The sequence below is a fragment of the Actinocorallia populi genome (assembly GCF_002995495.1).
In the GTDB taxonomy this organism is placed as follows: domain Bacteria; phylum Actinomycetota; class Actinomycetes; order Streptosporangiales; family Streptosporangiaceae; genus Actinocorallia; species Actinocorallia populi.
In genome coordinates, this window is sequence record NZ_PVZV01000005.1 from 16,263 (window position 1) to 42,409 (window position 26,147).

27 protein-coding genes are annotated in these 26,147 nt (G+C 72.9%); 12 read left to right on the forward strand and 15 right to left on the reverse strand.

The window, feature by feature from the left end:
• Positions 1-8: 8 nt before the first annotated feature.
• The 6 genes from mftF to mftA are packed head-to-tail and all read right to left on the reverse strand — an operon-like array spanning position 9 to position 5,011.
• Positions 9-1,430 carry a mycofactocin biosynthesis glycosyltransferase MftF gene (gene mftF, locus C2865_RS20275; protein WP_106400110.1) on the reverse strand — a complete coding sequence of 474 codons (1,422 nt, stop codon included), beginning with the start codon at positions 1,428-1,430 and terminating at the stop codon, positions 9-11.
• Positions 1,427-2,149, reverse strand: a complete 723-nt coding sequence (gene mftE / locus C2865_RS20280) for a mycofactocin biosynthesis peptidyl-dipeptidase MftE (RefSeq protein ID WP_106400111.1) — start codon at positions 2,147-2,149, stop codon at positions 1,427-1,429. The genes mftF and mftE overlap by 4 nt, the downstream gene beginning before the upstream one ends.
• Positions 2,150-2,183: 34 nt before the next feature.
• Positions 2,184-3,383 (reverse strand): pre-mycofactocin synthase MftD, encoded by a 1,200-nt coding sequence (mftD, locus tag C2865_RS20285; protein ID WP_106400112.1) that lies wholly within the window; start codon positions 3,381-3,383, stop codon positions 2,184-2,186.
• Between the two features lie 23 nt (positions 3,384-3,406).
• Positions 3,407-4,630: a mycofactocin radical SAM maturase gene (mftC, locus tag C2865_RS20290; protein WP_106400113.1), complete on the reverse strand. Its 1,224-nt coding sequence runs from the start codon at positions 4,628-4,630 to the stop codon at positions 3,407-3,409.
• Entirely contained in the window at positions 4,627-4,905 is a 279-nt protein-coding gene (gene mftB, locus C2865_RS20295) for a mycofactocin biosynthesis chaperone MftB (protein ID WP_106400114.1), read from the reverse strand. Before mftB ends, mftC begins: the two co-directional genes overlap by 4 nt.
• Positions 4,906-4,915: 10 nt before the next feature.
• The gene (gene mftA, locus C2865_RS20300) at positions 4,916-5,011 is read right to left on the reverse strand and encodes a mycofactocin precursor MftA (protein WP_106400115.1); all 96 of its coding nucleotides are present in this window, start codon (positions 5,009-5,011) and stop codon (positions 4,916-4,918) included.
• 101 nt (positions 5,012-5,112) lie between these two features.
• Between mftA and mftG the strand changes: the two genes are divergently transcribed.
• Positions 5,113-6,654 (forward strand): mycofactocin dehydrogenase MftG, encoded by a 1,542-nt coding sequence (gene mftG / locus C2865_RS20305; protein ID WP_106400116.1) that lies wholly within the window; start codon positions 5,113-5,115, stop codon positions 6,652-6,654.
• Here the strand turns inward: mftG and mftR are convergent.
• Entirely contained in the window at positions 6,580-7,257 is a 678-nt protein-coding gene (mftR, locus tag C2865_RS20310) for a mycofactocin system transcriptional regulator (RefSeq protein ID WP_232835728.1), read from the reverse strand. The genes mftG and mftR overlap by 75 nt on opposite strands.
• An 80-nt stretch (positions 7,258-7,337) precedes the next feature.
• Here mftR and C2865_RS20315 point away from each other — a divergent pair, with 80 nt between their 5' ends.
• Positions 7,338-9,287 (forward strand): WD40 repeat domain-containing serine/threonine protein kinase, encoded by a 1,950-nt coding sequence (locus tag C2865_RS20315; protein WP_157963829.1) that lies wholly within the window; start codon positions 7,338-7,340, stop codon positions 9,285-9,287.
• A gap of 251 nt (positions 9,288-9,538) precedes the next feature.
• On the opposite strand, the gene C2865_RS20320 is transcribed toward C2865_RS20315, so the two are convergent.
• On the reverse strand, positions 9,539-10,096 hold the full coding sequence (locus C2865_RS20320; RefSeq protein WP_232835729.1) for a TetR/AcrR family transcriptional regulator: 558 nt from the start codon (positions 10,094-10,096) through the stop codon (positions 9,539-9,541).
• A gap of 107 nt (positions 10,097-10,203) precedes the next feature.
• Between C2865_RS20320 and C2865_RS20325 the strand changes: the two genes are divergently transcribed.
• Complete coding sequence (locus C2865_RS20325; protein WP_106400120.1) at positions 10,204-12,549, forward strand: beta-glucosidase; 2,346 nt, start codon at positions 10,204-10,206, stop codon at positions 12,547-12,549.
• A gap of 364 nt (positions 12,550-12,913) precedes the next feature.
• Here the strand turns inward: C2865_RS20325 and leuA are convergent, their stop codons facing one another.
• Positions 12,914-14,593 carry a 2-isopropylmalate synthase gene (gene leuA / locus C2865_RS20330; protein ID WP_198653534.1) on the reverse strand — a complete coding sequence of 560 codons (1,680 nt, stop codon included), beginning with the start codon at positions 14,591-14,593 and terminating at the stop codon, positions 12,914-12,916.
• Between the two features lie 376 nt (positions 14,594-14,969).
• On the opposite strand from leuA, the gene C2865_RS20335 reads away from it, so the two are divergent.
• Positions 14,970-15,194: a hypothetical protein gene (locus C2865_RS20335; protein ID WP_106400122.1), complete on the forward strand. Its 225-nt coding sequence runs from the start codon at positions 14,970-14,972 to the stop codon at positions 15,192-15,194.
• A gap of 47 nt (positions 15,195-15,241) precedes the next feature.
• A complete protein-coding gene (locus tag C2865_RS20340; protein ID WP_106400123.1) occupies positions 15,242-16,003 on the forward strand; it encodes a hypothetical protein in 762 nt (253 codons plus the stop codon).
• 64 nt (positions 16,004-16,067) lie between these two features.
• Here C2865_RS20340 and C2865_RS20345 read toward each other — a convergent pair whose 3' ends face one another.
• Both C2865_RS20345 and C2865_RS40855 read right to left on the reverse strand, forming a co-directional pair.
• A complete protein-coding gene (locus C2865_RS20345; RefSeq protein ID WP_157963830.1) occupies positions 16,068-16,952 on the reverse strand; it encodes a hypothetical protein in 885 nt (294 codons plus the stop codon).
• Positions 16,949-17,422: a LysR substrate-binding domain-containing protein gene (locus C2865_RS40855; protein ID WP_232835730.1), complete on the reverse strand. Its 474-nt coding sequence runs from the start codon at positions 17,420-17,422 to the stop codon at positions 16,949-16,951. The genes C2865_RS20345 and C2865_RS40855 overlap by 4 nt, the downstream gene beginning before the upstream one ends.
• On the opposite strand from C2865_RS40855, the gene C2865_RS40860 reads away from it, so the two are divergent.
• A complete protein-coding gene (locus C2865_RS40860) occupies positions 17,408-17,812 on the forward strand; it encodes a dihydrodipicolinate synthase family protein (protein WP_232835731.1) in 405 nt (134 codons plus the stop codon). The two genes, C2865_RS40855 and C2865_RS40860, sit on opposite strands and share 15 nt — an antisense overlap.
• Before the next feature lie 31 nt (positions 17,813-17,843).
• On the opposite strand, the gene C2865_RS20355 is transcribed toward C2865_RS40860, so the two are convergent.
• On the reverse strand, positions 17,844-18,797 hold the full coding sequence (locus C2865_RS20355; protein ID WP_106400126.1) for an AraC family transcriptional regulator: 954 nt from the start codon (positions 18,795-18,797) through the stop codon (positions 17,844-17,846).
• Positions 18,798-19,011: 214 nt separating this feature from the next.
• Between C2865_RS20355 and C2865_RS20360 the strand changes: the two genes are divergently transcribed.
• The gene (locus C2865_RS20360) at positions 19,012-19,344 is read left to right on the forward strand and encodes a DUF4440 domain-containing protein (protein ID WP_157963831.1); all 333 of its coding nucleotides are present in this window, start codon (positions 19,012-19,014) and stop codon (positions 19,342-19,344) included.
• A gap of 87 nt (positions 19,345-19,431) precedes the next feature.
• On the opposite strand, the gene C2865_RS20365 is transcribed toward C2865_RS20360, so the two are convergent.
• A complete protein-coding gene (locus tag C2865_RS20365) occupies positions 19,432-20,904 on the reverse strand; it encodes an MFS transporter (protein WP_106400128.1) in 1,473 nt (490 codons plus the stop codon).
• 131 nt (positions 20,905-21,035) lie between these two features.
• Between C2865_RS20365 and C2865_RS20370 the strand changes: the two genes are divergently transcribed.
• From C2865_RS20370 to C2865_RS20380, 3 genes are all read left to right on the forward strand, one after another.
• On the forward strand, positions 21,036-21,539 hold the full coding sequence (locus C2865_RS20370) for a MarR family winged helix-turn-helix transcriptional regulator (RefSeq protein WP_106400669.1): 504 nt from the start codon (positions 21,036-21,038) through the stop codon (positions 21,537-21,539).
• A gap of 27 nt (positions 21,540-21,566) precedes the next feature.
• Positions 21,567-22,190: a TetR/AcrR family transcriptional regulator gene (locus C2865_RS20375; RefSeq protein ID WP_106400129.1), complete on the forward strand. Its 624-nt coding sequence runs from the start codon at positions 21,567-21,569 to the stop codon at positions 22,188-22,190.
• A 193-nt stretch (positions 22,191-22,383) separates the two neighbouring features.
• A complete protein-coding gene (locus C2865_RS20380; protein ID WP_106400130.1) occupies positions 22,384-23,712 on the forward strand; it encodes a lipase family protein in 1,329 nt (442 codons plus the stop codon).
• 63 nt (positions 23,713-23,775) lie between these two features.
• Here the strand turns inward: C2865_RS20380 and C2865_RS20385 are convergent, their stop codons facing one another.
• Positions 23,776-24,609 (reverse strand): alpha/beta fold hydrolase, encoded by an 834-nt coding sequence (locus tag C2865_RS20385; RefSeq protein WP_106400131.1) that lies wholly within the window; start codon positions 24,607-24,609, stop codon positions 23,776-23,778.
• Entirely contained in the window at positions 24,584-25,072 is a 489-nt protein-coding gene (locus C2865_RS20390; protein ID WP_198653471.1) for a hypothetical protein, read from the reverse strand. Before C2865_RS20390 ends, C2865_RS20385 begins: the two co-directional genes overlap by 26 nt.
• 65 nt (positions 25,073-25,137) lie before the next feature.
• Between C2865_RS20390 and C2865_RS20395 the strand changes: the two genes are divergently transcribed.
• The gene (locus C2865_RS20395) at positions 25,138-25,470 is read left to right on the forward strand and encodes a nucleotide pyrophosphohydrolase (RefSeq protein ID WP_106400133.1); all 333 of its coding nucleotides are present in this window, start codon (positions 25,138-25,140) and stop codon (positions 25,468-25,470) included.
• Positions 25,471-25,556: 86 nt separating this feature from the next.
• Positions 25,557-26,129, forward strand: coding sequence for a hypothetical protein (locus C2865_RS20400; protein ID WP_106400134.1), 573 nt, complete (start codon positions 25,557-25,559; stop codon positions 26,127-26,129).
• Positions 26,130-26,147: the final 18 nt, after the last annotated feature.

Sequence of the window (26,147 nt, forward strand, 5' to 3'; positions counted from 1 at the left end):
TGCGCGGCTCAGCCCCGCCTGCCCGGCCGGGGGAGCCGGACGGAGGGCAGCAGCGGCCGGAGGGAGCGGTGCCGCAGGGCGGAGGCGGCGACCCCCGAGCCGTAGGCGACGTCCTCGGCGAGCCGCAGCGCCGTGTAGCGGACGGGATCGAGCGCGGGCCGCCGGCACCACTCCAGGGCGACCGGGGCGAGCATGGCGGCGGCCGCGCCCCTGGCGAGGCGGCTGCGGCCGCCGGCCGCCAGGCACACCAGGCCCAGCGGCCACCACTCGCGGCGCAGCGCGTGGCCGAGGGCGGCGGCGTCGGCGACGACGCCCTTGCCGACGACAGACGCGCTGAGCGTCCGGCTCCCCGGCATGCCGGCCAGGCTCCGGTCGAGCAGCACCGCGGTGAGGGCGGCCGAGGCGGCGGCGGGCAGCGGGCGGCCGAGGGCCAGGCAGCCCAGCGTGAGCAGGTTCCAGCCCGACAGGTGAGCCGGGGCCAGCCGTCCGGGATGGCGCTCGGCCAGTGCGGCGGCCGACGTCCCGTACTCGTGGCGGCGCCGCGCCCAGGCCAGGAGGGCGAGCCGCGGCGTGTGGGCGACGCGGGCCTCCGGCTGGTAGCGCACGTTCAGGCCCCGGTCGGCGAGCCGCCAGACGAAGTCGACGTCCTCGCCGAGCCGCATCCCCTCGTCGAAGGGAAGGTCCGCCACGGCCTCCCTGCGCACGACCAGGGTCGCGGTGGGCACGAATCCCAGCTTCGCCCCCGGACGGACCAGCGCGGGCCGCGTCCCCATGTCGAGAGCCGACCGTGCGGCCTCGTACCGCGCCATGGCTCCCCGACCCCCGCCGTCCGGGACGATCCGGGGCGCCACAGCCGCCACCTTGGGATCGTCGAAGTGCGGCAGGAGCAGGTCCAGCCACCCCTCCTCCGGGCGGCAGTCGGAGTCCACGAACGCGACGAACGGCGTCCGCGCCAGCCGCAGCCCCGTGTTGCGCGCGGCGGCGGGACCCCGGTTGACCGCATGCCGCTCCAGCCGCACGCCGTAGGCCTCCGCCACGCGCCGCATCGGCTCGGGGTCGGGCGAACCGTCGTCCACGACGATCACCGGCACGCCCTTGACGGCCGTCAGGCAGCGCTCCAGCTCGTCCGTCCTCCCGAACGCGGGGACGACGACCGTCACCTCGTGCGGACCGGGCCTGGGCGACGGGACCGGATGCGCGAAGCCGAGATCGAGCAGCTGCCGCCCCAGTGCCCGCTCCATGGCGGACGAGACGGCCACGCCCTCGCCTCCCGCACGCCGCCACTCCCGGAGGTGCGGCCTGGCCGCCTCCTTGAGCCGCACGACCTTCCAGGGCGCGCCGCCCGTGGCCACGAGCCCGTCGCCCCAGAAGGACGTCCGGGAGTCCAGCGCCACGGGGAAGCCCTGCGGCAGCGCGAAGGACCGTGTCACGGATGCTCCACGGGCCGCAGGAGGCGGCCGCGGGTGTCGGCCCGGTTCGCGGCGATCCGGCGGACGGCGTCCGCGACCATCGCCTCGACGAGTTCGCGCCCCCGCTCCGCGGTGGCCCCGGACGGATCACCGAGCACGCCCGAAGGGGAGACGCCGCGCACGCCCCGGGCGACCAGCTCCGGCATGAGCGTGGCGAGCGGCCGGGTGTCACCGGGAACGGCCGCGTCCACGCGCACCAGCTCGGGCGCCAGGTGCAGCATCACCGAGGTCTCGGTGAACCCGGCATGGGCGTCGCCCCCCGGAGCCTCGCAGGACAGCCAGCCGGTGTCGTGGCCCTCGCCGCGCAGCTGCCCGACGGCGGAGCCGAGCGCGCGCACGTTCCCGCCGTGCCCGTTGACGAGGACCACCCGCCAGGCCCACGGGGTGAGCGAGCGCACCATCTCGAGCAGGAGCACGTGCAGCGCCTCGTGCCCGATGGAGATCGTCCCGGGGAAACCGCCGTGCTCACCGCTGGCCCCGTACTCGACGGCGGGCGCCACCAGCACCGGCCCGGACGCCTCCGGAACGAGGGCGGCGGCCACCCGTTCGGCGACGGCGCGCGCGATCACGGTGTCGGTGGAGAGCGGCAGGTGGGGCCCGTGCTGCTCGGTCGAGCCGACCGGCACGAGCACCAGGCCGCCCACCGGCACCGACGGCCAGGCGGTCTCCGCCAGCCGCACGGCGCCCTCCTCGGTCCCCCCGGGTCGTGTCACCTCAGCCCGCCGGCGCGTCTTCGACGTCCCCGCCGCCCAGGGTGACCTGGAAGTCGCGCGGGATGTAGAGGTCCGCGGGGGAGAGGTCGTGCACGCTGGAGTGGCCGAGGCCGAGGACGGCCGAGTCGAGGCCGCCGCGCATGATGTCCAGCACGTTCTCCACGCCGGCCTGCCCGTTGGCGGCCAGGCCCCACAGGTAGGCGCGGCCGATGAGGACGGCGCGGGCGCCCATGGCCAGGGCCTTGGCGACGTCGCCGCCGCGCCGGACGCCGCCGTCCAGCAGCACCTCCACCTGGTCGCCGACGGCCTCGGCGATGGCGGGCAGGAGGCGGATGGTGGCGGGCGTGGTGTCGAGGTTGTTGCCGCCGTGGTTGGACACCGACAGCGCGGTGACGCCGAGGTCGGCGGCACGCCTGGCGTCGTCGACGCGGGTGACGCCCTTGAGCATGAAGGGCCCGCCCCACTCCTCACGCAGCCACTTGACGTCCTCCCAGGTGGGGGGAGGGGTCTGCATCCACTCGTAGTAGGCGCCGAAGAACGTGGGGGCCTCGCCGCCGGGCGGCTGGAGGTTGGGCGCGGTCAGGTCCGGGATCTTGCCGGTCTTGCCGAACCGCCACAGCCACCCCGGCCGGTTGACGACCTTGGGGGCCAGCTTCACCATCGTCTTGAGGTCGACCCGCTCGGGGATGGCGGGGCTGCCCCAGTCGCGGCCGTTGGAGAACGACCAGTCCAGGGTGGCGATGAGGGCCTTGGCACCGGCCTTCTTCGCCCGCTCCATGCGCTGGGACATCGCCTCGCGGGTGCCCGTCCAGTACATCTGGTAGAAGACGTTGGGGTTGGCGGCGCAGACGTCCTCCACCGACCGGCTCGCGAACGAGCTGAGCCCCATGATCACGCCCCGGTTCGCGGCGGCGCGGGCCACCGCGACCTCGCCCTCGGGGTCCACGGCCTGCACCCCGGTGGGGGAGATCATGACGGGGAACGACGACTCCACCCCCATGATCGTGGTGGCCAGGTCGCGTTCGGCGTGGTGGCCGACGACCTTCGGCGCGAAACCCAGGTCGGCGAACGCCTTGGTGTTGTCGCTGATGGTGCGCCCGCGCTCGGACCCGGCGACCAGCGCGCCGTAGACCATGCCGGGCAGCCGCTTCTTGGCCCGCCGCTGGGCCTCGGCGACGGTCTCGAACCAGGTGTTGCTCATGGGGCTCTCTTCGGGAAGGAGGGTCAGGAAAGGCTCAGCCCGGCCAGGGGGTCCTCGGCGCAGGCGCTCACCGGAGGGCGCTCGGGACGGCGGGTGCTGAGGGTGACGGGCACCGGCCGCGGCTTGCGGGGCGCGCGGCGGGAGTGGTCGGCGGACGGCTTGGGGATGTTCGCCCGGTCCTCGGGCCGCTGGGCGAGCAGCGCCTCGCCGTAGCCCTGGACGCATTCGGGGTCGGGGCCGTCCAGGGGGATGCCGGTGAAGAACTTCGCGGCCATGCAGCCGCCCTTGCAGGTGTCGTAGAAGGAGCAGGACGAGCAGGCGCCGCCCGTCTGCGGCTCGCGCAGCTCGCGGAACAGCTCCGACCCGCGCCACACCCCGGCGAAGCCGCCCTGCTCGCGGACGTTCCCGGCGAGGAACTCGTCGTGGATGGCGAACGGGCAGGCGTAGACGTCGCCGACCGGGTCGATCAGGCAGACGACGCGCCCGGCGCCGCACAGGTTCAGGCCCGGCAGGGCCTGGCCGTAGGCCGACAGGTGGAAGAAGGAGTCGCCGGTCAGGACCTGGTCGCCGTTGGCGATCAGCCAGTCGTACAGCTCGCGCTGCTGGCCGGGCAGGGGGTGCAGCTCGTCCCACACGTCGGCGCCGCGGCCGGACGGGCGCAGCCGGGTCAGCCGCAGCTGGGCGCCGTAGCGGTCGGCGATCGCCTTGAACTCGTCCATCTGCGGGATGTTGTGGCGGGTGCACACGACCGACAGCTTGAAGTTCTTCATCCCGGCGTCGTGCAGGTTCTGCATGGCGCGGACGGCGGTGTCGTAGGAGCCGGGGCCGCGGACGGCGTCGTTGACCTCGGGCGTGGCGCCGTCGAGGGAGATCTGGACGTCGACGTAGTCGTTGGCGGCCAGGCGGCGGGCGGCCTCGGGGGTGATGCGCACGCCGTTGGTGGAGAACTTCACGCCCACGCTGTGGGAGGTGGCGTAGTCCAGCAGCTCCCAGAAGTCCGGCCGCACGGTCGGCTCGCCGCCGCCGATGTTGACGTAGAAGACCTGCATCGCCTGGAGCTCGTCGATGACGGCCTTGCACTCGTCGGTGGACAGCTCGCGCGGGTCGCGCCGGCCGGAGCTGGACAGGCAGTGCTCGCACGCCAGGTTGCAGGCGTACGTCAGTTCCCAGGTCAGGCAGATCGGGGAGTTCAGCCCGTGTTCGAACAGGTCGACCAGCCGGGGGCTCCGGTCGGGCGCGATGGTCATGGGGCGGTCCTTTCGACGACCATGGACGACTGGACGAGCGCCGCCAGCGCGATGCCGTAGCGGGGCAGGTCCGGGTCGGGGACGCCCGCCGCCGCGCAGGCGGCGCGGGCGGAGGGCGCGTCCCGCAGGCCGCGCACGACCTCCAGCAGCGTCAGGTCCTTGAGGAACGACAGCTTGCGGGTGCCGAAGTGGTACAGCAGCGCCCCGAAGGGTTCGGGCCGCACCGAGACCTGCGGGTGCAGGTCCCAGGCGCGGTCCAGGTCGATCTGCGACATCCCGGCGGTCTTAGTAGACGCCGCACATGCCGTCGATCGAGACCTCCTCGATCAGCGACTCGACGACGGACTCCTCGTTCTCCAGGGGGGCCTGTGCCTCGTTCATGGCGCTCTCCTCTCGTTTCGCGGCCGGATCGTGAGCTGGGCTTCACACCGGCGGGGCTTGAGGGGATACTAAATGCATCAAGTGCCAAAAGGAAGGCCGCCATGGGAGTTCCCGATGTCCTGGTGGTCGGCGCGGGCGGGAGCGGAGCGGTGCTGGCGGCACGGCTCAGCGCGGATCCCGCCCGCGAGGTCCTGCTGCTGGAGGCGGGTCCCGTGCCGCGGAGCCTCGCGGAGTTCCCGCCGGAACTGCTGGACGCGCGCGTCGTCCCCGGCGCGCAGCCGGGTAGCGAGTTCGTCACCCACCATCCCGCGCACCTCACCCCCGACCGCCCGTACGCCGCGCCCCGCGGCCGGGTCCTCGGCGGCTCGACGACCGTGAACGGCGGCTACTTCGTCCGGGCGCGGCGCGAGGACTTCGACCGCTGGTCGGTCCAGGGCGGCCCGGCCTGGTCCTATGAGCGGGCGCTGCCGCTCCTGCGCGCCCTGGAGAACGATCTCGACCTGGGGGCCGGGCCGCTGCACGGCGACAGGGGACCGGTCCGGATCTCCCGCACCGACCTGAGCCACCCCGCCGCCGAGGCCTTCCGCGCCGCCGCCAAGGAGCGCGGCCTCCCCGAGGAGCACGACAAGAACGCGCAGGACGAACCGGGCTTCGGCCCCGTCCCGTCGAACGCCGTCGGCGGCCTGCGGATCAACACCGGCCTGGCCTACCTGGCCGAGGCGGCCGCCCGGCCCAACCTCACCGTGCGGGGCGGCTGCACGGTGCGCTCGGTGCGCTTCTCCGGGAACCGCGCGACCGGCGTGGAGGTCGAGCACGCCGGGCGCAGGAGCGTGGTGGAGGCAGGGGAGATCGTCCTGTGCGCGGGGGCCTTCGGCTCGGCGCACCTGCTGCACCTGTCGGGGATCGGGCCGGGGGAGGACCTCGCACGCCTGGGCGTCCCCGTCGTCCAGGACCTTCCCGCCGTCGGAGCCGCGCTCGGCGACCACCCGCAGGTGGTCCTGGAGTGGACGCCCCGGGAGCCGATGGCGGCCCCGGCCGGCTCCTGGCTCGGCGGCGCGCTGCACCTGACGTCCTCCGGCGGCGAGCACCGGGGAGACCTGGAGATCCTGCAGTCCCTGGTGCCCCTGACGGCGCTGATCGGGGGGACGGCGGCTCCCGGCTCCCCGCTGGCCTTCCTCCTCTCGGACCAGGCGCCCCGGCGGAGCGGCGGGCTGCGCACGGAGTCGGCGGACCCGGCGGTGCCGCCGCACATCGACTACGGCTACCTGGAGACGGAGGCCGACCGGCGGAGGCTCCGGGAGGCGGTCCGCGCGACGGCGTCGCTGCTCGCCACGAGCGCCTTCACGGAGATCTCCTCCGGGCTGCTGGAGCCCGGTCCCCGGACGCTCGACGACGACCGCGCCCTCGACCTGTGGATCCGCTCCCGCCTCGGCACCTCCCAGCACACCTGCGGCACCGTCCCGATGGGCTCCGCCGGGGATCCGTCCGCCGCCGTCGACGGCCACGGCAGGGTGCACGGCGTGCGGGGGCTGCGCGTCGCCGACACCTCGATCCTGCCCACGGCCCCCCTACGGGGCCCCGCCGCCACGGCCGTCCTCATCGGGGAGCTCGTCGCCGACGCGATGATCCGGGAGGTCCGCTGAGGCCAGCCCCTCACCCGTCCGGCGGATGGCCTCGTCGAGCAGCGCGGACAGCTCCGTGTCCGGCTCGGCCGCCAGCCAGTGCTCGTACGCGGCGATCGCGGCGGCCAGCACGGTGTACCCGGCGAGCCGGGGGAACATCGCGGACGGCGGCAGCCCGGAGCGCTCGGCCGCGAAGTCCCGGACGATCCGCCGCCAGGAGGCGTAGCGCAGGGTCGCGTCGGCCTGCAGCGTCGGCACCCGCAGGATGAGCCGCATGCGCTGCCGGTGCCAGGGCACGTCCTCGGGATCGAAGCGGTTGAACTCCACGACGGCCCCGCGCAGCGCGGTCATCATCGGCGTGCGCGGATCCGTCCCGGCCAGCAGCTCCCGGAACCGCTGCAGATGGCCCTCGAAGTCCCCCCACACCAGGTCGTTCTTGGACTGGAAGTAGCGGAAGAACGTCCTCCGCCCGATCCCCGCGGCCCCCGCGATGTCGTCGACCGTGGTCTCGTCGAAGCCCTTGCGCGCGAACAGCTCGAAGGCCAGCCGCTCCAGCGCCGCCCGCGACGTCGCCTTCGGCCTGCCCATGACCGCCTGCCGGCCGCCGCTCCCTCTCCCTGCCACGACTCCAGGGTGTCACGAAGGGACGGCGGCTCGGCGGCAACTCCCGACATCCAAGGGGTTGTGTGTGGTTATGTGACGGGGTGATTGATTCGGATGATCTTGTCGTTGGCCGGTATCGGCTGACGGCGCTGCTGGGCGAGGGCGGCATGGGGGAGGTCTGGCGCGCCCGGGACGAGCAGCTGGACCGGGACGTGGCGGTCAAACGACTGCGGGTGCCGCCCGAGTTCGGCAGGACGGAGGCCGCCCACCGGATCGCCCGGATGGAACGCGAGGCACGGGCCGCGGGCGTGCTGCGGCACCGGGGCATCGTCACCGTCTACGACCAGTTCACCGACGCGAAGGGCACGCCCTGGATCGTCATGGAGTACGTCCCCGGCCGGTCCCTCGCCCAGATGATGGGAGACGGCGGCAGGTTCTCACCCGAGCGGACCGCCCGGATCGGCGCGCAGATCGCGGACGCCTTGGCCGCGGCACACGCGGCGGGCGTCGTCCACCGCGACATCAAACCCGCCAACATCCTGCTGGACGGGGACCGGACGGTCCTCACCGACTTCGGTATCGCCGCCTTCGAGGGAGCCACCACGCTCACCGCCGAGGGCAGCCTCATGGGAACCCCCGCCTACATGTCGCCGGAGCAGGTCAACGGCGACCGCGGCACCCCCGCCTCCGACCTGTGGTCACTCGGCGTCACCCTCTACCACGCGGTCGAAGGGCAGCAGGCCTTCCAAGGCCCCAACATGGCCGTGATCCTCCTGGCGGTCAGCCGCGGCGTCCCCGCGCCCATGGTCCACGCCGGCCCGCTCGAACCGATCCTGCGCAGCCTGATGTCCAAGGACCCCGCCCACCGGCCCACCGCCGCCGAGGCGGCGGCCAGGCTCTCCGCCCCCGCCGGGTCCCGGCTTCCGACCGTGCCGGGCTCGCCTCCTTCCGTCGGACGGTCCCCGCTCACCCGCCGCCGTCTGCTGATCGCCCTGGGAGCCGTCGGCGCGGCCGTCGCCCTCCCGGCCGCCTACTACGCCTTCGACGAGGAGGCGCCGTCCCGGAAGACGGACGCCCCTGCGCCGACGTCGACGCCGAGTGCCGCTCCGTCGTCCTGGAAGGCCCCCGAACAGGACGGAAAGCCCCTGGTCAAGTCCGGAGACGTCTCGTCCGTGGTCTTCAGCCCCGACGGCCGGCTCCTCGCCGTGGCGACCGACACCCCGCGAGGCGACGGCGTGCAGCTGTGGGACGTGGCCGCCCGCACCATGCAGAGCGAGTTCGCCAACGCCTCCGACGACCGGGCCAGCGCCGACGGCCAGATCCTCAGGCTGGCCTTCAGCCGGGACGGCCGGATCCTCGCCGCCGCGGACCTGGAGGGAACGGTACGGATGTGGGACATGACGTCCCGCACGGAGTTCGGGATGCCGCTCGAGCACGCCGGAACGGTCAGGGACATCTCGTTCAGCCCGGACGGCAGGCTCCTCGCCACCGTCGGCAAGGACAAGCTGGTGCGGTTGTGGGACCTGACCACCTACCAGGTCGTCCGAACCCTCGACCCGAGGTTCCGGCACCTCGAGATCACCGCGGTGGCGTTCAGCCCGAAGGACGACCTCCTCGCGGCGGGAAGCGAGGAGGTGGTGCGGCTGTGGGACCTGAACACCGGCACCACCCGGCCCCTGAAGGCCGAAGGGGTGATCGGGCAGCTGGCGTTCAGCCCCGACGGCGGGCTGCTGGCCGCGGGAGGCAGCGGGGAGAGCGGGACCATGATGGTGTGGGACGTGGCCACCCGCACCCGGCTGAAGCGGCCATTCAAGGGCGCCGCCGAGTACGAGTACATCGCCTCCGTCGCGTTCAGCCCGGACGGCGGAACCCTCGCCGCGGGTAGCAGTAACAACGTGCTGTGGTTGTGGGACGTGGCCACCGGTGAACGGCTGGGGAAGCCGATCGCCCACTCCGGCACCGTGGGGGCCGTGGCCTTCAGCCCGAAGGGCGGGCTGCTGGCCACCGGCACAGAAATCGGCGAAGGCGCGGTCCGCCTGTGGCGCCCCTGAATCCACTCCGCCGACCCCGGCGCCTGGTTGGCATATTGCAGGGAATGTCATTGTTTGGTGCGAGAACGTGCTTATTGTCAGGGGACGGGTGAGGGGCGGGGAGACGTGTTCTTCGCGCATGGACCGGCGGGTGGCCTGTGGCCGGCGCGGGAGGCGCTGACCATCCACCTGGAGTGAGCATGGGACTCGCTGGATCCCTCGCGCGATCGGCGCCGGCCGTCGCCCTCGTCTCCACGGCCCGCGCCGTGCCGTCACCCGCCGGAGCGCAGGAGGGCGAGGAAGGCCTGGAAGAGGCCGGACATGTCGATCTCGTCGGGGGACAGGAGCCACTGGAGCTGGAGGCCGTCCATGACGGCGAAGAGCAGGGGGGACGCCTGTTCGGGGGTGACGCCGCCGGGCAGGACCTCGCCGAGCTCGGCCCGGACGACCTGGGCCATCCAGGCGCGGGAGCCGCCGTAGCGTTCGCGGAAGAAGGCGGTGGCGGGGTGTCCGTCCTGGACGCTCTCGGCCGACAGCACGGTGAAGGACTGGACGATGCCGCGGCGCTGCTCGTTGTACTCGACGATCGCGGCGACGGTGTCGAGGGTGATGCGGCCGCTCTCGCCGGGCAGCGTGATGAGGTCGAGGTTGCGCTCGTCCCGCAGCCGCAGGACCTCGGCGAGCAGCCGGTCCTTGCTGGGGAAGTAGTGCAGCACGCCCTGCTGGGTGAGCCCGACGCGGTCGGCGACGGCCGTGATGGAGGCCCCGGTGTAGCCGCGTTCGGCGAAGACCTCCAGGGCGGCCAGCAGGATCTCCTCGCGACGGTTCATGTCCGGCATCCTAATCGGGTAACGAAGAGATAACATCAGCTACCTGTTGCTCGGTAGGTGGGCTTACTATTCCGACATATCGTGCAATCGTCACTGAGGAGCCGCTCATGCACCCCCACGACCAGGCACCGGTGGAGGCCAGGGCACGGCTGCTGGCCGGGCGGGACATGTGGAGCCTGCCCGCCGTGCCCGAGCTCGGCTTCGACGGCCTCGTGATGTCCGACGGGCCCGTCGGCGTGCGCGGCACCGAGTGGTCGGCCGCCGACCCGTCGATCGCGCTGCCCAGCCCCACCGCGCTGGCCGCCACCTGGGACACCGCCCTCCTCCGCCGGGCGGGGGAGCTCCTCGCCGGGGAGGCGAGGCGCAAGGGGGTGCAGGTGCTGCTGGCCCCGACCGTCAACCTGCACCGCTCCCCGCTGGGCGGAAGGCACTTCGAGTGCTTCTCCGAGGACCCGCTGCTCACCGGCGAACTGGCCGCCGGCCTCGTCCAGGGCGTGCAGTCCGGCGGGGTGGCGGTGACCGTCAAGCACTTCGTGGCCAACGACTTCGAGACCGAGCGCATGACGGCCGACGTCGTGGTGTCCGAACGCGCGCTGCGCGAGCTGTACCTGCTGCCGTTCGAGATCGTCGTCCGCAAGGCGTCCCCGTACGGGATCATGACGGCCTACAACGGCGTCAACGGCACCACCATGAGCGAGCACGACGAGCTCGTCAACGGGGTCCTGCGCGGCGAATGGGGCTTCGACGGCTTCACGGTGTCGGACTGGTTCGGCGCGCGCGACACCGTCCGGGCCGCGCTCGGCGGGCTGGACGTCGCGATGCCCGGCCCCGACACGGTGTACGGGCCCGCGCTGGCCGAGGCCGTGCGCGCGGGAGAGGTGCCCGAGGAGGTGCTCGACCAGCACGTCCAGCGGGTGCTGGAACTGGCGCGGCGCACGTCCGTCGACGTGGACCTCCCCGAGGTGGACGGGCAGGCGCTCGCCCGCGAGATCGCCGCGCGCTCGTTCACCCTGCTGCGCAACGAGGGAGTCCTGCCGTTCGAGGGCTCCCCGCGCGTCGCGCTGATCGGCGGGCTCGCCAAGGAGGCGCGCGTCATGGGCGGCGGCAGCGCGCAGGTCTTCCCCGCGCACGTCGTCTCCCCGCTGGAAGGCCTGGAGAGCGCCGGACTCGACGTTTCGTACGCGCGCGGCGCCGACCCGAGCCTGCGGCTCAACCCCGCCGCCTTCACCCTGCGGACCACCGCCTACGCCGAGGACGGGACGGTCCTCGGCGAGTTCCCGCAGCCGGACGGCGCACTGCAGTGGGTCGGCCAGATGCCCGAGGGCGTCGACTACGCCACGCTCGGCTCCGTCGCCATGCGCGGCACCTTCACCCCCGACGTGAGCGGCGACCACCAGATCGCGATCGAGGGCGTCGGCGAGTTCCGGCTCACGGTCGGCGGCGACGTCCTGTTCGACGGCACCACCGCCGCGGAGAGCGACGACCCGTTCGCCGCGTTCTTCTTCGCGCCGCAGAAGGTGTTCTCCGTGCCGCTCCGGGAGGGCGCGGAGGTCGAGATCGAACTGGTGCACCGGCTCGCCAGGGGCGAGATGCCCCTGCCGTTCGTCGGGTTCGGCCTGGCGCACCGCGAGCCCACCGCCGACCCCGACACCCTGCTGGCCGAGGCGGAGGCCGCCGCCGCTGCCTCCGACATCGCGGTCGTGGTCGTCGGCACGTCCAAGGAGGTCGAGAGCGAGGGCTTCGACCGCACCTCGCTGCGGCTGCCCGGCCGCCAGGACGAGCTGGTCGGGCGGGTCGCCGCCGCCAACCCGCGCACGATCGTGGTGGTCAACGCCGGTTCCCCCGTCGAGATGCCGTGGCGCGACGACGTCGCCGCCGTCCTGCTCACCTGGTTCCCCGGCCAGGAGGCCGGGCACGCCCTGGCCGACGTCCTGACCGGCCGTGCCGAGCCCGGCGGCCGCCTCCCCACCACCTGGCCCGCCGTCCTGGCGGACTGCCCCGTCACCGACGTCACCCCCGTCGACGGCGTCATGCGCTACGACGAGGGCGTCTTCATCGGCTACCGCGCCTGGCAGCGCTCCGGCACCGCCCCGGCCTACGAGTTCGGCTCCGGCCTGGGCTACACCACCTGGTCGTACGAGAAGGCCGTCCACGAGGAGGGCGTGCTGCACGTGACCCTGCGCAACACCGGCTCCCGTCCCGGCCGTGAGGTCGTCCAGACCTACCTGGCCCCCGCCGTCCCGGACGAGAACCGCCCTTCCCGATGGCTGGCCGCCTTCGCCGTGGCCGAAGCCGCCCCCGGCGAGTCCGTCACCGTCACCCTGGACGTCCCCGAACGCTCCTTCTGCACCTGGCAGGACGGCGCCTGGCGCCCCGTCCCCGGCGGCTACGTCCTGCACACCGGCCACTCCCTGACCGACACGCCCCTCACCACCCGCCTCGACCGCTCCTGATCCGGGCGAGCCGTCCCCGGCCCCGCCGAGTATCGGACTGCGTAATCCAAAACTGTTGCGCTGCCGCCATGGCGAGGCCGAGCACTACACCCGGACGGCGGCGGACGAGCAGATCGCCCTCCTGGAGGACGCGGACCGGTCGCCCGCCGACCGGCTGCGCGCCCTGTTCCTCAACGCCGCGATCGCGGGCATGCGCGTCTCGGCCTGCTCTCCCTCCTGCCGGAACTCGGCCGCCGCCGCGTCCAGGATGTCCGGCGGGCTCCGACCCCGGTCGCCGTTCCCTGAGGGGAGGCCGCGGTCCGGCGTTCACCGCCCGCACGGGCCGGGTGCCGCCGGCTTCTGGCGGCGGCACCCGGGCGGCGGGTCAGCGGGCGCGGTTCACGGCGGCGAGGACGGCGTGGACCGAGGCGGTCAGGAGCGAGGTGTCCCGGCCCGCGCCCCAGCGGACGGCGCCGTCGACCTCGCAGCGGGCGTAGGCGACGGCCGGGCTGTCGGGGCCGGAGCGGACGGCGTGCTCGGCGTAGTCGAGGACGTCCACGGTGACGCCCGCGGTGCCCAGCGCGTCGGCGAAGGCGGAGAGGGGGCCGTTGCCGGTGCCGGTGAGCTTGTGCTCGGCGCCGTCCTCGGCTCGCAGGACGCAGTGGAACTCGTGTTCGCCGGGGAACGGCTCGGCGGTCCGCCAGTCCGCCAGCGTCCACGGGCCGTCGGCGGCGGGGGAGAGGTAGGTGGCGTGGAACAGGCTCCACAGGTCGTCGGGGGTGGCCTCCGCGCCGGTGCCGTCGGTGAGGCGCTGCACCTCGCGGGAGAAGTCGATCTGCAGGCCGCGCGGCAGGTCCAGGCCGTGGTGGGCGTGCAGCAGGTAGGCGACGCCGCCCTTGCCGGACTGGCTGTTGACGCGGATGACGGCCTCGTAGTCGCGGCCCACGTCCGCCGGGTCGATCGGCAGGTACGGGACCGCCCACGGGGCCTCACCCTCCGGGACGCCCAGCTCGGCGGCGCGTTCCGCGTGGTGGGCGAAGCCCTTCTTGATGGCGTCCTGGTGGGTGCCGGAGAAGGCCGTGTAGACGAGTTCGCCCGCGTACGGGTGGCGCGGGTGGACCGGCAGCCGGTTGCAGTGCTCGACGGTCCGCCTGATCTCGTCGACGTCCGAGAAGTCGATCATGGGGTCGACGCCCTGGGCGTGCAGGTTGAGCGCCAGGGTGACCAGGTCGACGTTCCCCGTCCGCTCCCCGTTGCCGAACAGGCACCCCTCGACGCGCTGCGCCCCCGCCAGGACCGCCAGCTCCGCGCAGGCCACGCCGGTGCCCCGGTCGTTGTGCGGGTGCACCGACAGGATCACCCCGTCGCGCCGCTCGAGGTGGCGGTCCATGTACTCGATCTGGTCGGCGTAGACGTTGGGGGAGGCGATCTCGACGGTCGCCGGGAGGTTGTGCACCACGGGGCGGTCCGGGCAGGCGTCCCACAGCTCGCTGAGCCCGTTGCAGACCTCCAGGACGAAGTCGGGTTCGGTCAGGTTGAACACCTCGGGCGAGAACTCGAACCGCACCGGCCGCCCCTCGCCGAGCCGCGCCACCAGCTCGGCGGCCTCCCGGATCATCCGGTGGACCTCGGCGCGGTCCTGCCCGAGCACCACGTCCCGCCAGGTCGGCGCCGTCGCGGTGTACAGGTGCACCAGCGCCCGGGGCAGCCCCTCGATGGAGGCGAAGGTCCGCTCGATGAGGTCGGCCCGAGCGGGGGTGAACACCGAGACGGTCAGGTCCTCCGGCAGGTCGCCGGAGGCCGCCAGGTGCCGTACGAAGTCGAAGTCCGTCTGGCTGGCCGAGGGGTAGCCGACCTCGATCTCCTTGTAGCCCATGGCCGTCATCAGGTCGAACATCCGCCGCTTGCGCGGGGTGTCCATGGGCTCCACCAGCGCCTGGTTGCCGTCGCGCAGGTCGACCGGGACCCACAGGGGCGCCCGCTCCAGCCGCCGCCGCGGCCAGTCCCGCTCGGTCAGGGGCAGCTCGACCCGCTCGTGCACGGCCCGGTACCGGTGGCTCGGCATCGCGCTGTGCCGCTGCGGGTTCCAGGCGGGGGCGTCGGCGGGGACGGGGCCGGACGGGGTGCGGATCTTCGACGGGCGGCGTACGGACGCGGACGTGCCGTTGAAAGACATGCTCTGTGTTCCTTCTTCAAAGCCGGACGACCGGCAGCGCCGAACCCCGCGGAGGGGTGCCGGTCGTTTCAGGCCCCGCCGCGGCGGTCGAGAAGAAGAAGTCCACAAAGACGCATGATCGAGGACCTTAACCGCCCGCCGCCGCCCGCCGCAACCGGTCTCGCTCCCGCCGCCCGGACAAAGCCGAGGCAAGAAGCCGGTAACGGCACGACACACCCTCGGTGATTCGAACATGTGATCGAGTCTCTTGGGTAGGTTCTCGAGCGTGCTGAGAGATGAACCGATCACCGCGGAGACCGACACGTCCGGGACGCCCAGATGCATCGTCCGCCGGGGCCGCCGCTACCGCGTCCGCGTCCTGGACACCTGGCAGGCCCCCGGCGGCGCCCGCCTCTACCGGCTGCAGGCCCGTGCCGAGGACGGCGAGTGCGCCGTCGCCGAAGTGCGGCGCACGGGTGCGATCTTCCGCCTGTCCCGCTGGTGGGACTGACCGTCCGGCTCGTGGAGCCGGTCGTCGACGAAAGGAGTACGGTTTCGATGAACGACATCAGAGTCGTCGCCCTGCGCGACGCCGATCGGGACTTCGGCCTGCGGTCGTTGTTCTCCCTGCACAGGGCTCCCGACGACGCGAAGGTCGTCGTCTGCGTGGGAGACACCGCGCTGGAGGGCCTGCCCCTGGATTTCCGCGCTCTCGAAGCCCTGGCGGGGCTCCCGGAGGCGGGGCCGTTCCTGGGCGTGGCCGTCTACGGGGACCTCACCGTCGCGGGCGGGATCATCAACGCCGATCGGGACTTCGGCCCGTTCCTGTGGGTGCGCGGCGGCGTCCGGACCGGGAACTTCGCCGTCACGGGCAGCGAGGTCCGGATCGAAGGCGTCCTGGAGGCGGCGCAGACGATCGCCGGTGCCCCCGGCCGCGGACGGACGGTGGTCAAGGGCGACGCCAGAGCCGAGGTGGTCCTGTCCCGAGAGCACCTGCTGGAGTTCCACGCGGGCCTGACCGCCGAACTCGTCGTCGCGGGAGACCTCCTCCGGATCGCCGACCCGGGCCGCGTGGAGGTCGGCGCCTGGTCCGGCCGCGCGCACGACCTGTGGGGCCGCCCGCTGCCCGGACCGGACCCGGCCGCCACCCGCACGCCGCACCCCGCACCCGGCCTCCACCACCTCGACGGCGACCTCGACGGCGCCCTGGCCGCCATCGGGCAGGGGCGTTCCCTCCTGCGCACGTCCGCGCCGCCCCGCGATCCGGCCATCCCCGCCGAAACGGTCCGCGCCGCCTTCGGACGGCCGCCGGCGGCATGACCGACGGCGACCGTTACGTCAGTGACGGCGGCCGCGCGGGGAGTGGTCCGCGTGGTCGCCGGGGTCAGCCGGTGACGGGGCTGAAGACGCCGGAGGCGTGGACCACTCCCGGGCCGTAGCGGGAGTCGAGGTCCTGCTGCAGCTCCTCGGTGGCGACGAAGACGGTGACGTCCACCCGGTTCTCGAGAACGCTCACACCGCTGCTCTGCAGTCCCGAGATCTCTCTGTCCACCTTTTTCTGGATGCGCCTGAGCTCGGCTTCGGTGTGCTCGGCGGGGGAGACGCAGAGCGCACCGCCCCAGACCTTGCGCACCCGCTGCTCATGGGCTTTGAGATCACCGGTGAACATGAAATTGAGCACGAGTTTCGTGGGATCGTTGGCTTCGGATTCCTTGATGGGGCCGTCGCCGAGGTAACTCTGGTCGACCCAGGTGCCCGCGTGCTGCGGGGACTTGCGAGCGATCCGTATCGCGGCCTGCAACGCTTTCTCGTTCGTCTTCGCCGGATCGACCGGCTTCCAGCCGCCCTCGGGCTTCGGGCACGGTGACGTGGAGGAGCGCTCCTCGCGTTCGGCGGGTCGCGGTGCCTTCGGGGGTTCGGTCAACGTGATCCGCGTACCGTCCCACGTGCCGACGATCGTGTACTCGCCCCATTTCACATCGTTCTGGGTTTCATGCCGCGTGGAGCTCCAGTCCCAGCCCACGAGGTCGGTGCCACCGCACTGCGGCGGCAACGACGAGGTGACGATCGTGCAGAACTGGGGGCCGTGGCTCGCGTTCTCGAGCACCGTCCCGGTCGCCGTGTAGCGCGGCGCGGACGCGGACATGGGCGCCGTCTCCGATCCGCAAGCCGTGACCAGTGCCAGAAGGAGCACACCTGCAAAGAGCCTCATGCCTGTCATGACGTTCGCGGCACGCGTCGGCGTTGCTTCCCCGGGCCGCGCGGTCACCAGTCCTTGTCGAGCTCCGCGGGGACGGTGCTGCGCAGGGCCTGGGTGACGGCGGTGACGGCGGGATGGCGGGCGGCGCCGCTCCGAATGGCGATCTTGGTGCGGCGGCGGATCGGCACCGGGGTCAACGTCATTGCGGGTGGTGCGTCCACCGTGCCGAGGTGCGGCACCAGGGCGACGCCCTGCCCGGCGGCGACCAGGGCGAGCACGGTGGCGAACTCGTCGATCCGGTGCCGGACGCGCGGGGTGAACCCCGCTGCCTGGCAGGCCCGGACGGTCATCTGGTGGCAGGCGGTCCCGGGGGACGCGGTGATCCACGCGGCGTCCTCGCACCGGGCGATCGGCGACCCGCCGCCGGGGTCCAGGGGAAGGCGCGAAGCCACGTACATGGGCTCGCTGAACAGCGGTTCGACGGTAAGACCCGGCTCCGCGGCCCGCGGGACGAAGTCGTAGTCATGGATCAGCGCCACCTCCAGCTCGCCCGCGCGCAGGGCGTCGGCCATCTCGGCCGGGTCGATCTCCCCGCGGACTTCACGGTCCTGGCCGGTGACGATGTGCTCCTCGCCCCGCTCATGGCCCTCGGCGCAAGCGGCGGCATCCTCGCCTCCGCGCACCTGGCCACCGGGAAGTACGCCGAGCTGGCCGCCGCCTGGCACCACGGGGACGTCTCGCGAGCACGCCCTCTCGGCCACGCCTTGGCCGCCCTCTCCTCTTCGGTGTTCGTAGAACCCAGCCCCGGCATCCTTAAGGGCGTCCTGCACGCCCAGGGCCGCATTCCCACCCCTGACGTACGGCTCCCGCTGCTTCCCGCCGCCCAAGACAACGTTGAGGCGGCACTGGCGCGCCTCGCCTGCCTGTGAGCCGCGGTCGGCGAGCGTGAGGCTTCGTTCCTCAGGCGGCCGCGGCTCTGCGGTAGGCGCCCGGCGTGGTGCCGTACCACTGGCGGAAGGCCACATGAAAGCCCACGGCGGAGTCGTAGCCGACGCGCCGGGCGACGGCGCTGTGCGGCAGGTCCGTCTCGATGAGCAGCCGCGCGGCCTCCTGCATCCTGCGTGCGGTCAGGTACCGGATCGGAGCCTCGCCTACGAGCTTGCGGAACGTCGCCGCGAACACCGACCGTGACAATCCGCCTTCGGCGGCGAGAGCCTCCACCGTCCACGGCTCGGCGAACCTGGTCTGCACGGCCAGAAGCGCCGCCCCTACGGCCGGATGCCGCAGGGCCCGCAACACCGGCTCGTCCTCGGCGAGGTGGGTCAGTGCGGCACGCAACGCGAGCACGAAGGCCAGCTCGAACGCCCGCAGCGCCACCAATTCCAGCCCGTCTCGTCCGCTCGCCGGCGGAGAGTGGGAGCCGGTCGGGTCCCAGGCGTCCGCCAACCGGTGCAGCAGGTCGCCGAGCAGCGGTTCGCCCGCGACCGCGTCCCTGTCGAGGACGAGCACGTGCGGCAGCGCCCGGTAGAGGGGTGAGGCGGCGGACGCCGTGTAGTGCAGCCCGCCGCACAACATCGTGGTCACCGGCCCGGGTCCGTCGATCCGGACCGTGCCCACCGCACCGGGCTCGCGGTCGGGCAGCAGCCCACGCAACGGCACGGTCGGGCTGCCCGGAGGGTCGACGATACGGTGGGCGGTGCCGTGCGGGAACACGGCCAGTTCACCTGCGCCCAGCCGCACCGGCCTTGATTCCGGAAGTTCCACCGTGCACGAGCCCTCTTTGACGTAGTGCAGCAGCGCGCAGTCCTCCCGTTCCCCGGCCACGCCCCACGGCGCCCGTGCCGACCAGCGGCTGTGGAACACGCCCTGCAACCGCAGCGGAGCCAACAGCTCGCTGAGGAGATCTGCACCCACGGACGATCCTTAAATTCCCGAAGACTTCCCTTTATCGAACGTATCGCGGGAGATAGGGAGGCTGGTCCGCATGAGATTTCTGACGGGCGCTTCGGACGCCCAAGGCGGTGCGGGCGTCTCCCACGTGGCCGGGCCGGAACATCGGGTAGGGAGCCCCGCGCGGACGGAGAGCGCTTTCCAGGCGGCTGAGGCCGAGGTGGTGCGGCACCATCGGGTGATCGAACGCTGGTTGTCCGGAGCGGCGGATCCTGTGGAATTCGCGGCCTTCGCCGATGCCCACGCCCCGGCCTTCCGCATGGTCGGCGTCGACGGTGTGGCGCTGGAGCGGAGGGAAGTGCTGAGCCGGGTCCGTTCGGCCCACGGCCACGCACCGAACCTGACGATCGGCATCCGTGACGTCCGCGTGATCGCTGAGGGTCCCGAGCTGTTGTTGGTCTCCTACGAGGAGTGGCATGGCGCGGGCCAGGGCCGCCACGCGACCGCCGTACTCGTGAAGGGAGCGGCTCTGCGCTGGTTGCATCTCCACGAGACGAGGATCCCGGCGTAGACGACCCCGGTGAGCCGAGCGGGGAAGGGGCCCGGGACCGTCCCGGGCCCCTTCCCACCGTGCATGCGGTGCGGTCGGTCGTGCGCGTCAGGCGTCGGGGGCGTTCGCGTGCCGGGGGAGCAGGAACATGAGCGCGGCCGCGGCGATGTAGCAGGCGAACTGCCAGGGCAGGATCATGGTGAGGGCGTCGGAGTGGGCGAGGAGCGCGGTCGCTCCGTCGGCGAGGGAGTCCTCGAGCACGGTGAAGAACACGAGGCCGAGGACGGCGACGCCGAGCGCGTTGCCGATCTGGGTGATGGTGGTCAGGACGCCGCCCGCGGCACCGGCGTCCTGGGCGGGCACCCCGGCGAGGACGACGTTGATCAGGCACGGGGCGGTCAGGCCCAGCCCCAGGCCGCCCAGGAACAGCGGCGCGGCGAGCGCCCAGAAGGAGGGGTCGGCTCCGTCGCGGACGACGAGGAGGAGGGCGAGCTGGGACGCGGCCAGGGTCAGCGCGCCCGTCACGAGGATCGTGCGGCCCGCGCGGTGGGCGAACTGGACGCCGACCCCGGAGGTGATGATCGAGCCGATGGCGTAGGGCAGGATCACGAGCCCGGTTTCGAGCGCCGTGCGCCCGGTGCCGAGCTGCAGGTAGAGCGACAGCACGAGGAAGAAGGAGCCCAGCGCCCCGAAGAACAGCAGCGAGGCGGACAGCCCGCCGGTGAAGGCGCGTACGCGCAGGAGGGCCGGGTCGAGGATCGGCTGCCCGCCGCGTACGGCCAGCCGGCGCTGCCTGGCCAGGAACAGGGCCGTCACCGGGACCGAGGACGCCAGGACGGCGAAGCCCCACCAGGGCCAGCCCCAGTCGCGTCCCTGCACGAGGGGCAGGAGCAGCAGCACCGCGGCGGCGGCGACGAGCGCCGCGCCGGGCAGGTCCAGCCGGGCCGCGCCGGGCGCGCGGGAGTCGGGCATGAACCGGGCTCCCAGCACCAGCCCGGCGAGCGCGACCGGCACATTGACCCAGAAGATCGCCCGCCAGCCCAGGCCGAGGAGGTCGGCTTCGACCAGGACCCCGCCGAGCAGCGGCCCGGCCACCGAGGCCAGGCCGAGCACCGCCCCGTAGGCGCCGAACGCCCTGGCGCGCGCGGCGGGCGCGAACGAGGCGCGGATGATGCCGAACACCTGCGGGATCATCAGGCCGCCCGCCAGCCCCTGCACGATCCGCATGGCGATCAGCGTGCCGGGGTCGGGCGCCAGCCCGCAGCCGACGGAGGCGAGCATGAAGGCGGCGAGGCCGAGGAGGAACACGCGGCGGCGCCCGTACTGGTCGCCGGCGCGGCCCCCGGTGATCAGCCCGGCTCCGATGGCGAGCGTGTAACCGGCGATCATCCACTGCAGGGCGGCCTCGCCGGCGCCCAGGTCCGCGGCGATGGCGGGGGCGGCCAGGCTGACGATGGTGGCGTCGAGGAGTTCCATGAAGGACGCCGCGAGGATCGCGGCCAGGACGGCGAGCGCCGCGCGTCCGGTGAGGAGGGCGGGGGCCGCGTCGTCGCCGCTGCGAGGGCGTGCGGAGGTGGTCATGCCTGTGATGCTCCCTGCGGAGGAGGGGTGGGATAATATGACTGCGCAGCGCAGTAGCTGCGCCACGCAGCTAACTTACCGTAAAAATGACTGCGTGACGCAGCGATATGGTCGGCGGGGAAGGCGGCACGATGGCGAAGCACGTCGCGGGCAGGGAGGCGCTGTCCTCCGAGATCCTCCACAGCGCGATCCCCGGCTGGGCGATCCTGGTGGTGCGGCTCAACAAGGTCGTCGCCGACCGGCTGGGCGTCGCCGACGTCGACGTGCAGTGCCTGCACGTGCTGGACCATCACGGGCCGGCGACACCGAGCGCCCTGGCCAGGCACGTGAACCTCACCACCGGCTCGGCCTCCCGCATGATCGACCGGCTCGTCGCCGCGGGCTGCGTCCGGCGGGTGGCCGACCCCGGCGACCGCAGGCGTGTCCTCATCGAGCCCACCCGAGAGGGCCTCGAGCAGGTCACGGCCGCCTATGAGGGCCTGATCGCCGCCACCCGGGACGACCTCGCCGCCTTCACCGACGAGGAGGTCGACACCATCCTCCGGTTCGTCCGGGCCGCCGAGCGCAGCACCGCCGCCGAGATCGACCGGCTCTCCTCGGCCTCCGGCGGGGAGGGCCCCGCCGGAGAGGCATAGCATCGCTATGTTATATATCCTGCCGTCATGGCGAGGACGAAGGACCCGGCGGTGCGCACCCTGCTCCTCGAGCGGGCCGCGCACATGCTCCGCACCCGCGAGCCCATCACCCTGCGCTCGCTGGTGGCCGGGACCGGCGTGTCGACGATGGCCGTCTACACCTACTTCGGCAGCATGGACGGCATGTGGAAGGCCCTGCGGCAGGAGGGCTTCACCCGGCTGGCGGCCAGGTTCACCACGGCGGCGGAGTCCGCGGACCCGGTGCGCGACCTGACCGCCCTGGTCGCCGCCTACCTCGGCAACGCCCTGGACCACCCCGACCTGTACCGGGTCATGTTCGACGCGAGCTTCGACCTCGAGGACCTCAAGGCCGCGGACGCGACCCTGGAGCACCTGGTCCAGGCCGTCCGGCGGGCCGAGGAGGCGGGCCGCTTCCGTACGGGCACCGACCCCCTGGACCTGGCGATCCAGAGCTGGGCCGTCGCCCACGGGCTGGTCTCCCTGGTCGCCAACGGCCCCCTGCCGCGCCGGACGCTCGACCACGGCGTCCCCATGCTGACCGCGCTGTTCGTCGGTGCGGGCGACGACCCGGACAGGTGCCGCCCGTCGGTCGAGGACGGCTGGAAGCGGCTGCGCCTCGAGGAGCGGTAGGGCCATCGGCTCGACGGGCCTTCGGGCGGATCCGGCCGCGAAGGATCTCTCGTCAACGGAAATTCTCCTCGGGCGAGAATCATCTTGTCACGCAGGGACGGACGGGGCGGCGGCAGGTGTGATCCGGGCGTATAGACCGCCAGGTGGCGGACGGGCAGTGTGATCATCGCTGACCATCCCCCCTGGAGTGAGCATGAGACCCGCTGTCCCCTTCGTGCGATCGGCGTGCGCCGTCGCCCTCGTCTCCACCGCCCTCACCGGGGCGGCTCTCGCCGCGGATCCGGAGCCCGTGGTGTCCCGGGGCGTGACGATCCCCGCCTTCTACGACCCGCCCGCCGCGCTGCCCGCGGCCAACGGCGCGTTGATCCGCACCGAGCCGCTGCCCCTCGGCCTGAGCCTGCCGGGACTGGACGGCCGCCCGCTGCCCGGCACGGCGACGCGGCTGATGTACAGGTCCACCGACTCCAACGGGCGGCCCGTCGCGGTGACCGGCGCCTACATCGAGCCGTCGGCGGCCTGGAAGCGCGGAGGGCCCCGCCCGCTGGTGGCGCTGGCCTCGGGCACCATGGGCCAGGGCGACCAGTGCGCGCCCTCGTTCGCCCTGCAGCACCCGGCGACCCTGACCGGTGAGACCATGTCGGTCGCCTACGAGGACCTGGCGATCTACCGGCTGCTGTCCACCGGCGCGGCGGTGGTCGTCACCGACTACGTCGGCCTCGGCGCGACCGACCGGCTCCACACCTACGTCAACCGCCGCGACGAGGCGCACGCCCTGCTGGACGCGGCACGCGCGGCGCGGGCCGTGCCGGGGGCGTCCATCACCCCCGACTCCCGCGTCGGCCTGTACGGCTACAGCCAGGGCGGCGGCGCCAGCGCCGCGGCCGCCGAACTCCAGCCGTCCTACGCACCGGACGTCAAGGTGGCCGGCACCTACGCGGGCGCGCCGCCCGCCGACCTGACCTCGGTCATGAAGGGCATCGACGGCAGCGCCCTGGCCGGGGCGCTGGGCTGGTCGATCAACGGCTTCGTCCAGTCCGACCCCGTCCTGGGCGGCATCGTGGAGGACAACACCAACGCCGCGGGCCGGGCCGCGCTCCGCGACCTGTCCACCATGTGCGTCGGCGACGCGATCCTCGGCTACGCCTTCACCTCGAGCACGAAGTGGACCACCAGCGGCGAGTCCCTCGCCGACATCATCGCGGCCGAGCCCCGGGCGCAGGCCATCCTGGACGAGCAGCGCATCGGCGGGCTCAGGCCCGCGGGCCCGGTGCGGCTGACGACCGGCGTCCAGGACGACATCGTGCCCCACGCGCAGGCACGCCGGCTGGCCGTGGACTGGTGCCGCAAGGGCGGCAACGTCACCTACGTCCCCGTCGCCCTGTCGAACCTCGGCGACAGGACGCTCACGAACCACGTCGCCCCCCTCCTCACCGACCAGGGCGACGCGGTGTCCTGGCTGGCCGACCGCCTCGCGGGAGAGAAGGCCACCTCCAACTGCTGGAAACTGTCCGCCCAGCGTTGACGGCACCCTTGGGACGAGTGCCCCGCCGCGGCGGGGCACTCGTCCCGGCGGCCGGGGCGGACCTCAGCCCGTTCTGTGATCGAGGAAGTCCGCGATGAGGGAGGCGACCGCCTCCGGCTGCTCGGCGAGCATGTTGTGACCGGCGTCCAGCTCTTCGACGCGGATACCGGGCGGCAGGCCCGCGAGGTCGCGGCGGACGCCCCTGCGGAACGCCTCCATCAGCTCGCCGCCGGACATCCCCGGCGGGTCCTGCGTCGGGATCACCACCAGCGCGGGACAGGGGACCCGGCGCAGCAGCGGGATCGTGTCCCGGAACTCCGGGGTGTACCGCACCGCTTCGAGGAGTTCCGGGCCGGGCCGCGCGTACGTCTTCCCGCCCCTTTCCACGAGGGTCCTCGCGGGGAGCATCGCCTGGACCTCAGGGGGCAGCGGCTGTCCCATGGCCGCGGCCTGCGCGTCGAACACGGCCTTGAGCTCCGCGAGCTCCCGGTCCCGGGCGGCCGGCTCCATCCCCGGATAGTTGTCAGGGTCGTTCTCGGCGGAGCGCAGCCCGTCCAGGTCGACGATGCCCGGACATTCGGGGTGGCGCAGGGACCACAGGACGGCGAGCATCCCGCCGAGCGAGTGCCCGACGACCGCCGGGACGCCGAGACCGAGGTGCTTCACCACGGCCTCGATGTCGTCCAGGACGTTCTCCCAGCTCCACGGCCCGTCGCCGGAGAGGCCGTGGCCCCGCAGGTCCATGGCGACGGTCCGGCGGCCTTCGAGGCCGAGGGCGTCCCACGCCTCCAGGGTGCCGCCGAGCCCGTGGAGGAGGAGCACGGGCTCGCCGTCCCCGCCGGAGTCCCGTACGGCGAGGGGGATGTCGTGGTCAGTGATGGTCACATCGTGCGGCATGACGCTCCTGGGGTCGGTTCAGCCTTCGGCGTATCGATCGCGTGGTCACCCCGCCGTCGGGATGCCGGTCGAGCTTGGCGCGTTTGACGAGGTCGTGGACGCCCTGCCGGGTGATGCCGAGCATGGCCCCCGCCGTGGCGAACGGCACCGCCTCCCTGCCCGGGTGCCCCGCGCGTCTGGCGACCGCCCGGCCGAAGGCCGTGCGCCACCACTCGTCGGGCGGGTCGAACGGCCCGTCTCCCGGGAAGGCCGCCGCGACCAGCCGCGCCGCCGTGCGGACGGCGAGTCCGTCGTCGGGCCCCAGCAGCTGCGCCGCCCACACCTCGGCCTCGATCCGCAGCCGGTCCCGGACCGGCCTCACCTGCTCGTCCGAGGCGAACAGGATCTCCAGCGGATCGACGATCCGCCGTTCGACCAGCTCGACCAGCTCCCGGACCAGCGCGACGTGCTCGCTCGTACTCACTTGACGAACGATAGCAAGTACTTGCTCTGGTTCGTCAAGTAGTGTCCCTCCGGGAGGATCCATCCATGGCGACAGGACTGGAAGAGCTGATCGGCCGGTTGCGGCAGGCCGTGCACGAGCGGGGCTGGGAACGGTTCCACACTCCGAAGAACCTCGCGATGGCGCTCGCGGGCGAGGCAGGGGAACTCCTGGCGGAGTTCCAGTGGCTGACGCCCGAGGAGTCGCGCCGGGTGATGGACGCACCGGAGAAGGCCGAGGCCGTGCGCTCGGAACTGGCGGACGTGTTCAGCTACCTGCTGGAACTCGCCGACGTGCTCGGCGTCGACCTGGTCGAGGCGGCGAACGCGAAGGCGGACGTCGTGGCGCGCCGGTACGCCGAGGGCCACTACGGGAAGTGATCCCGCTTTCCGTGCGCGTTCCCGGTATTCGCCGCCGATCACCGGGCTGTACCTTCAGTCGATCTTTTCTTTCACCGGAGGTTGATGTGTTCTCGGTCCCCGCCCGTCTGATGCTGGCCGCCGCCGTGGCGGCCGGCGGGATCCTCGCCGTTCCGGCCTCGGCCGCGCCGAAGTCGTGCCTGGTGGGCAAGTGGAGGCTCACCAAGTACGAGACGAACAGCAATGTCGGGGGAGAGGTGTTCAACGCGCAGGGCGGCGGCGGAACCAGGCTGACCATCACCAAGAAGTCGGTGAAGTTCGACTTCTCGGGCTCTGAGCGGGTCGTCACCAAGGGCAAGATGCCTGGCGGCAAGGCGTACCGGATGGTGAACGTCTACAAGAAGAGCGTGAAGTTCAAGTCCGCGCTGCGCGGCTCGAAGAAGGGCGCGCTGATGCTGAAGCCGAAGTCCGCCACCGGCACGGCGACCTTCACCACCGTTCTGAACGGCGCGCCCATGGGCACCACCAAGATCGCCAAGTACCACCGCAGCGGCGAGACGGACCCGTTCATCCCGGCCTCCGCGCTCTTCACCTGCAAGGGCGGGATGATGAGCCTCCTGATGGAGGCCGACGGCCCCGACGGCGCGCAGTCCTCGGAGTTCTACTACACGCGTCGCTGAACGCGCCGGGGCGGCGGC

Bases quoted from the DNA above. Each gene is read 5' to 3' on its own strand.
- mftD (WP_106400112.1), bottom strand. From the start codon at position 3,383: ATGAGCAACACCTGGTTCGAGACCGTCGCCGAGGCCCAGCGGCGGGCC.
- mftC (WP_106400113.1), bottom strand. From the start codon at position 4,630: ATGACCATCGCGCCCGACCGGAGCCCCCGGCTGGTCGACCTGTTCGAA.
- mftB (WP_106400114.1), bottom strand. From the start codon at position 4,905: ATGTCGCAGATCGACCTGGACCGCGCCTGGGACCTGCACCCGCAGGTC.
- mftA (WP_106400115.1), bottom strand. From the start codon at position 5,011: ATGAACGAGGCACAGGCCCCCCTGGAGAACGAGGAGTCCGTCGTCGAG.
- mftG (WP_106400116.1), top strand. From the start codon at position 5,113: ATGGGAGTTCCCGATGTCCTGGTGGTCGGCGCGGGCGGGAGCGGAGCG.
- C2865_RS20320 (WP_232835729.1), bottom strand. From the start codon at position 10,096: ATGAACCGTCGCGAGGAGATCCTGCTGGCCGCCCTGGAGGTCTTCGCC.
- C2865_RS20325 (WP_106400120.1), top strand. From the start codon at position 10,204: ATGCACCCCCACGACCAGGCACCGGTGGAGGCCAGGGCACGGCTGCTG.
- leuA (WP_198653534.1), bottom strand. From the start codon at position 14,593: ATGCCGAGCCACCGGTACCGGGCCGTGCACGAGCGGGTCGAGCTGCCC.
- C2865_RS20340 (WP_106400123.1), top strand. From the start codon at position 15,242: ATGAACGACATCAGAGTCGTCGCCCTGCGCGACGCCGATCGGGACTTC.
- C2865_RS40860 (WP_232835731.1), top strand. From the start codon at position 17,408: ATGGATCAGCGCCACCTCCAGCTCGCCCGCGCGCAGGGCGTCGGCCAT.
- C2865_RS20365 (WP_106400128.1), bottom strand. From the start codon at position 20,904: ATGACCACCTCCGCACGCCCTCGCAGCGGCGACGACGCGGCCCCCGCC.
- C2865_RS20370 (WP_106400669.1), top strand. From the start codon at position 21,036: ATGGCGAAGCACGTCGCGGGCAGGGAGGCGCTGTCCTCCGAGATCCTC.
- C2865_RS20375 (WP_106400129.1), top strand. From the start codon at position 21,567: ATGGCGAGGACGAAGGACCCGGCGGTGCGCACCCTGCTCCTCGAGCGG.
- C2865_RS20380 (WP_106400130.1), top strand. From the start codon at position 22,384: ATGAGACCCGCTGTCCCCTTCGTGCGATCGGCGTGCGCCGTCGCCCTC.
- C2865_RS20385 (WP_106400131.1), bottom strand. From the start codon at position 24,609: ATGCCGCACGATGTGACCATCACTGACCACGACATCCCCCTCGCCGTA.
- C2865_RS20395 (WP_106400133.1), top strand. From the start codon at position 25,138: ATGGCGACAGGACTGGAAGAGCTGATCGGCCGGTTGCGGCAGGCCGTG.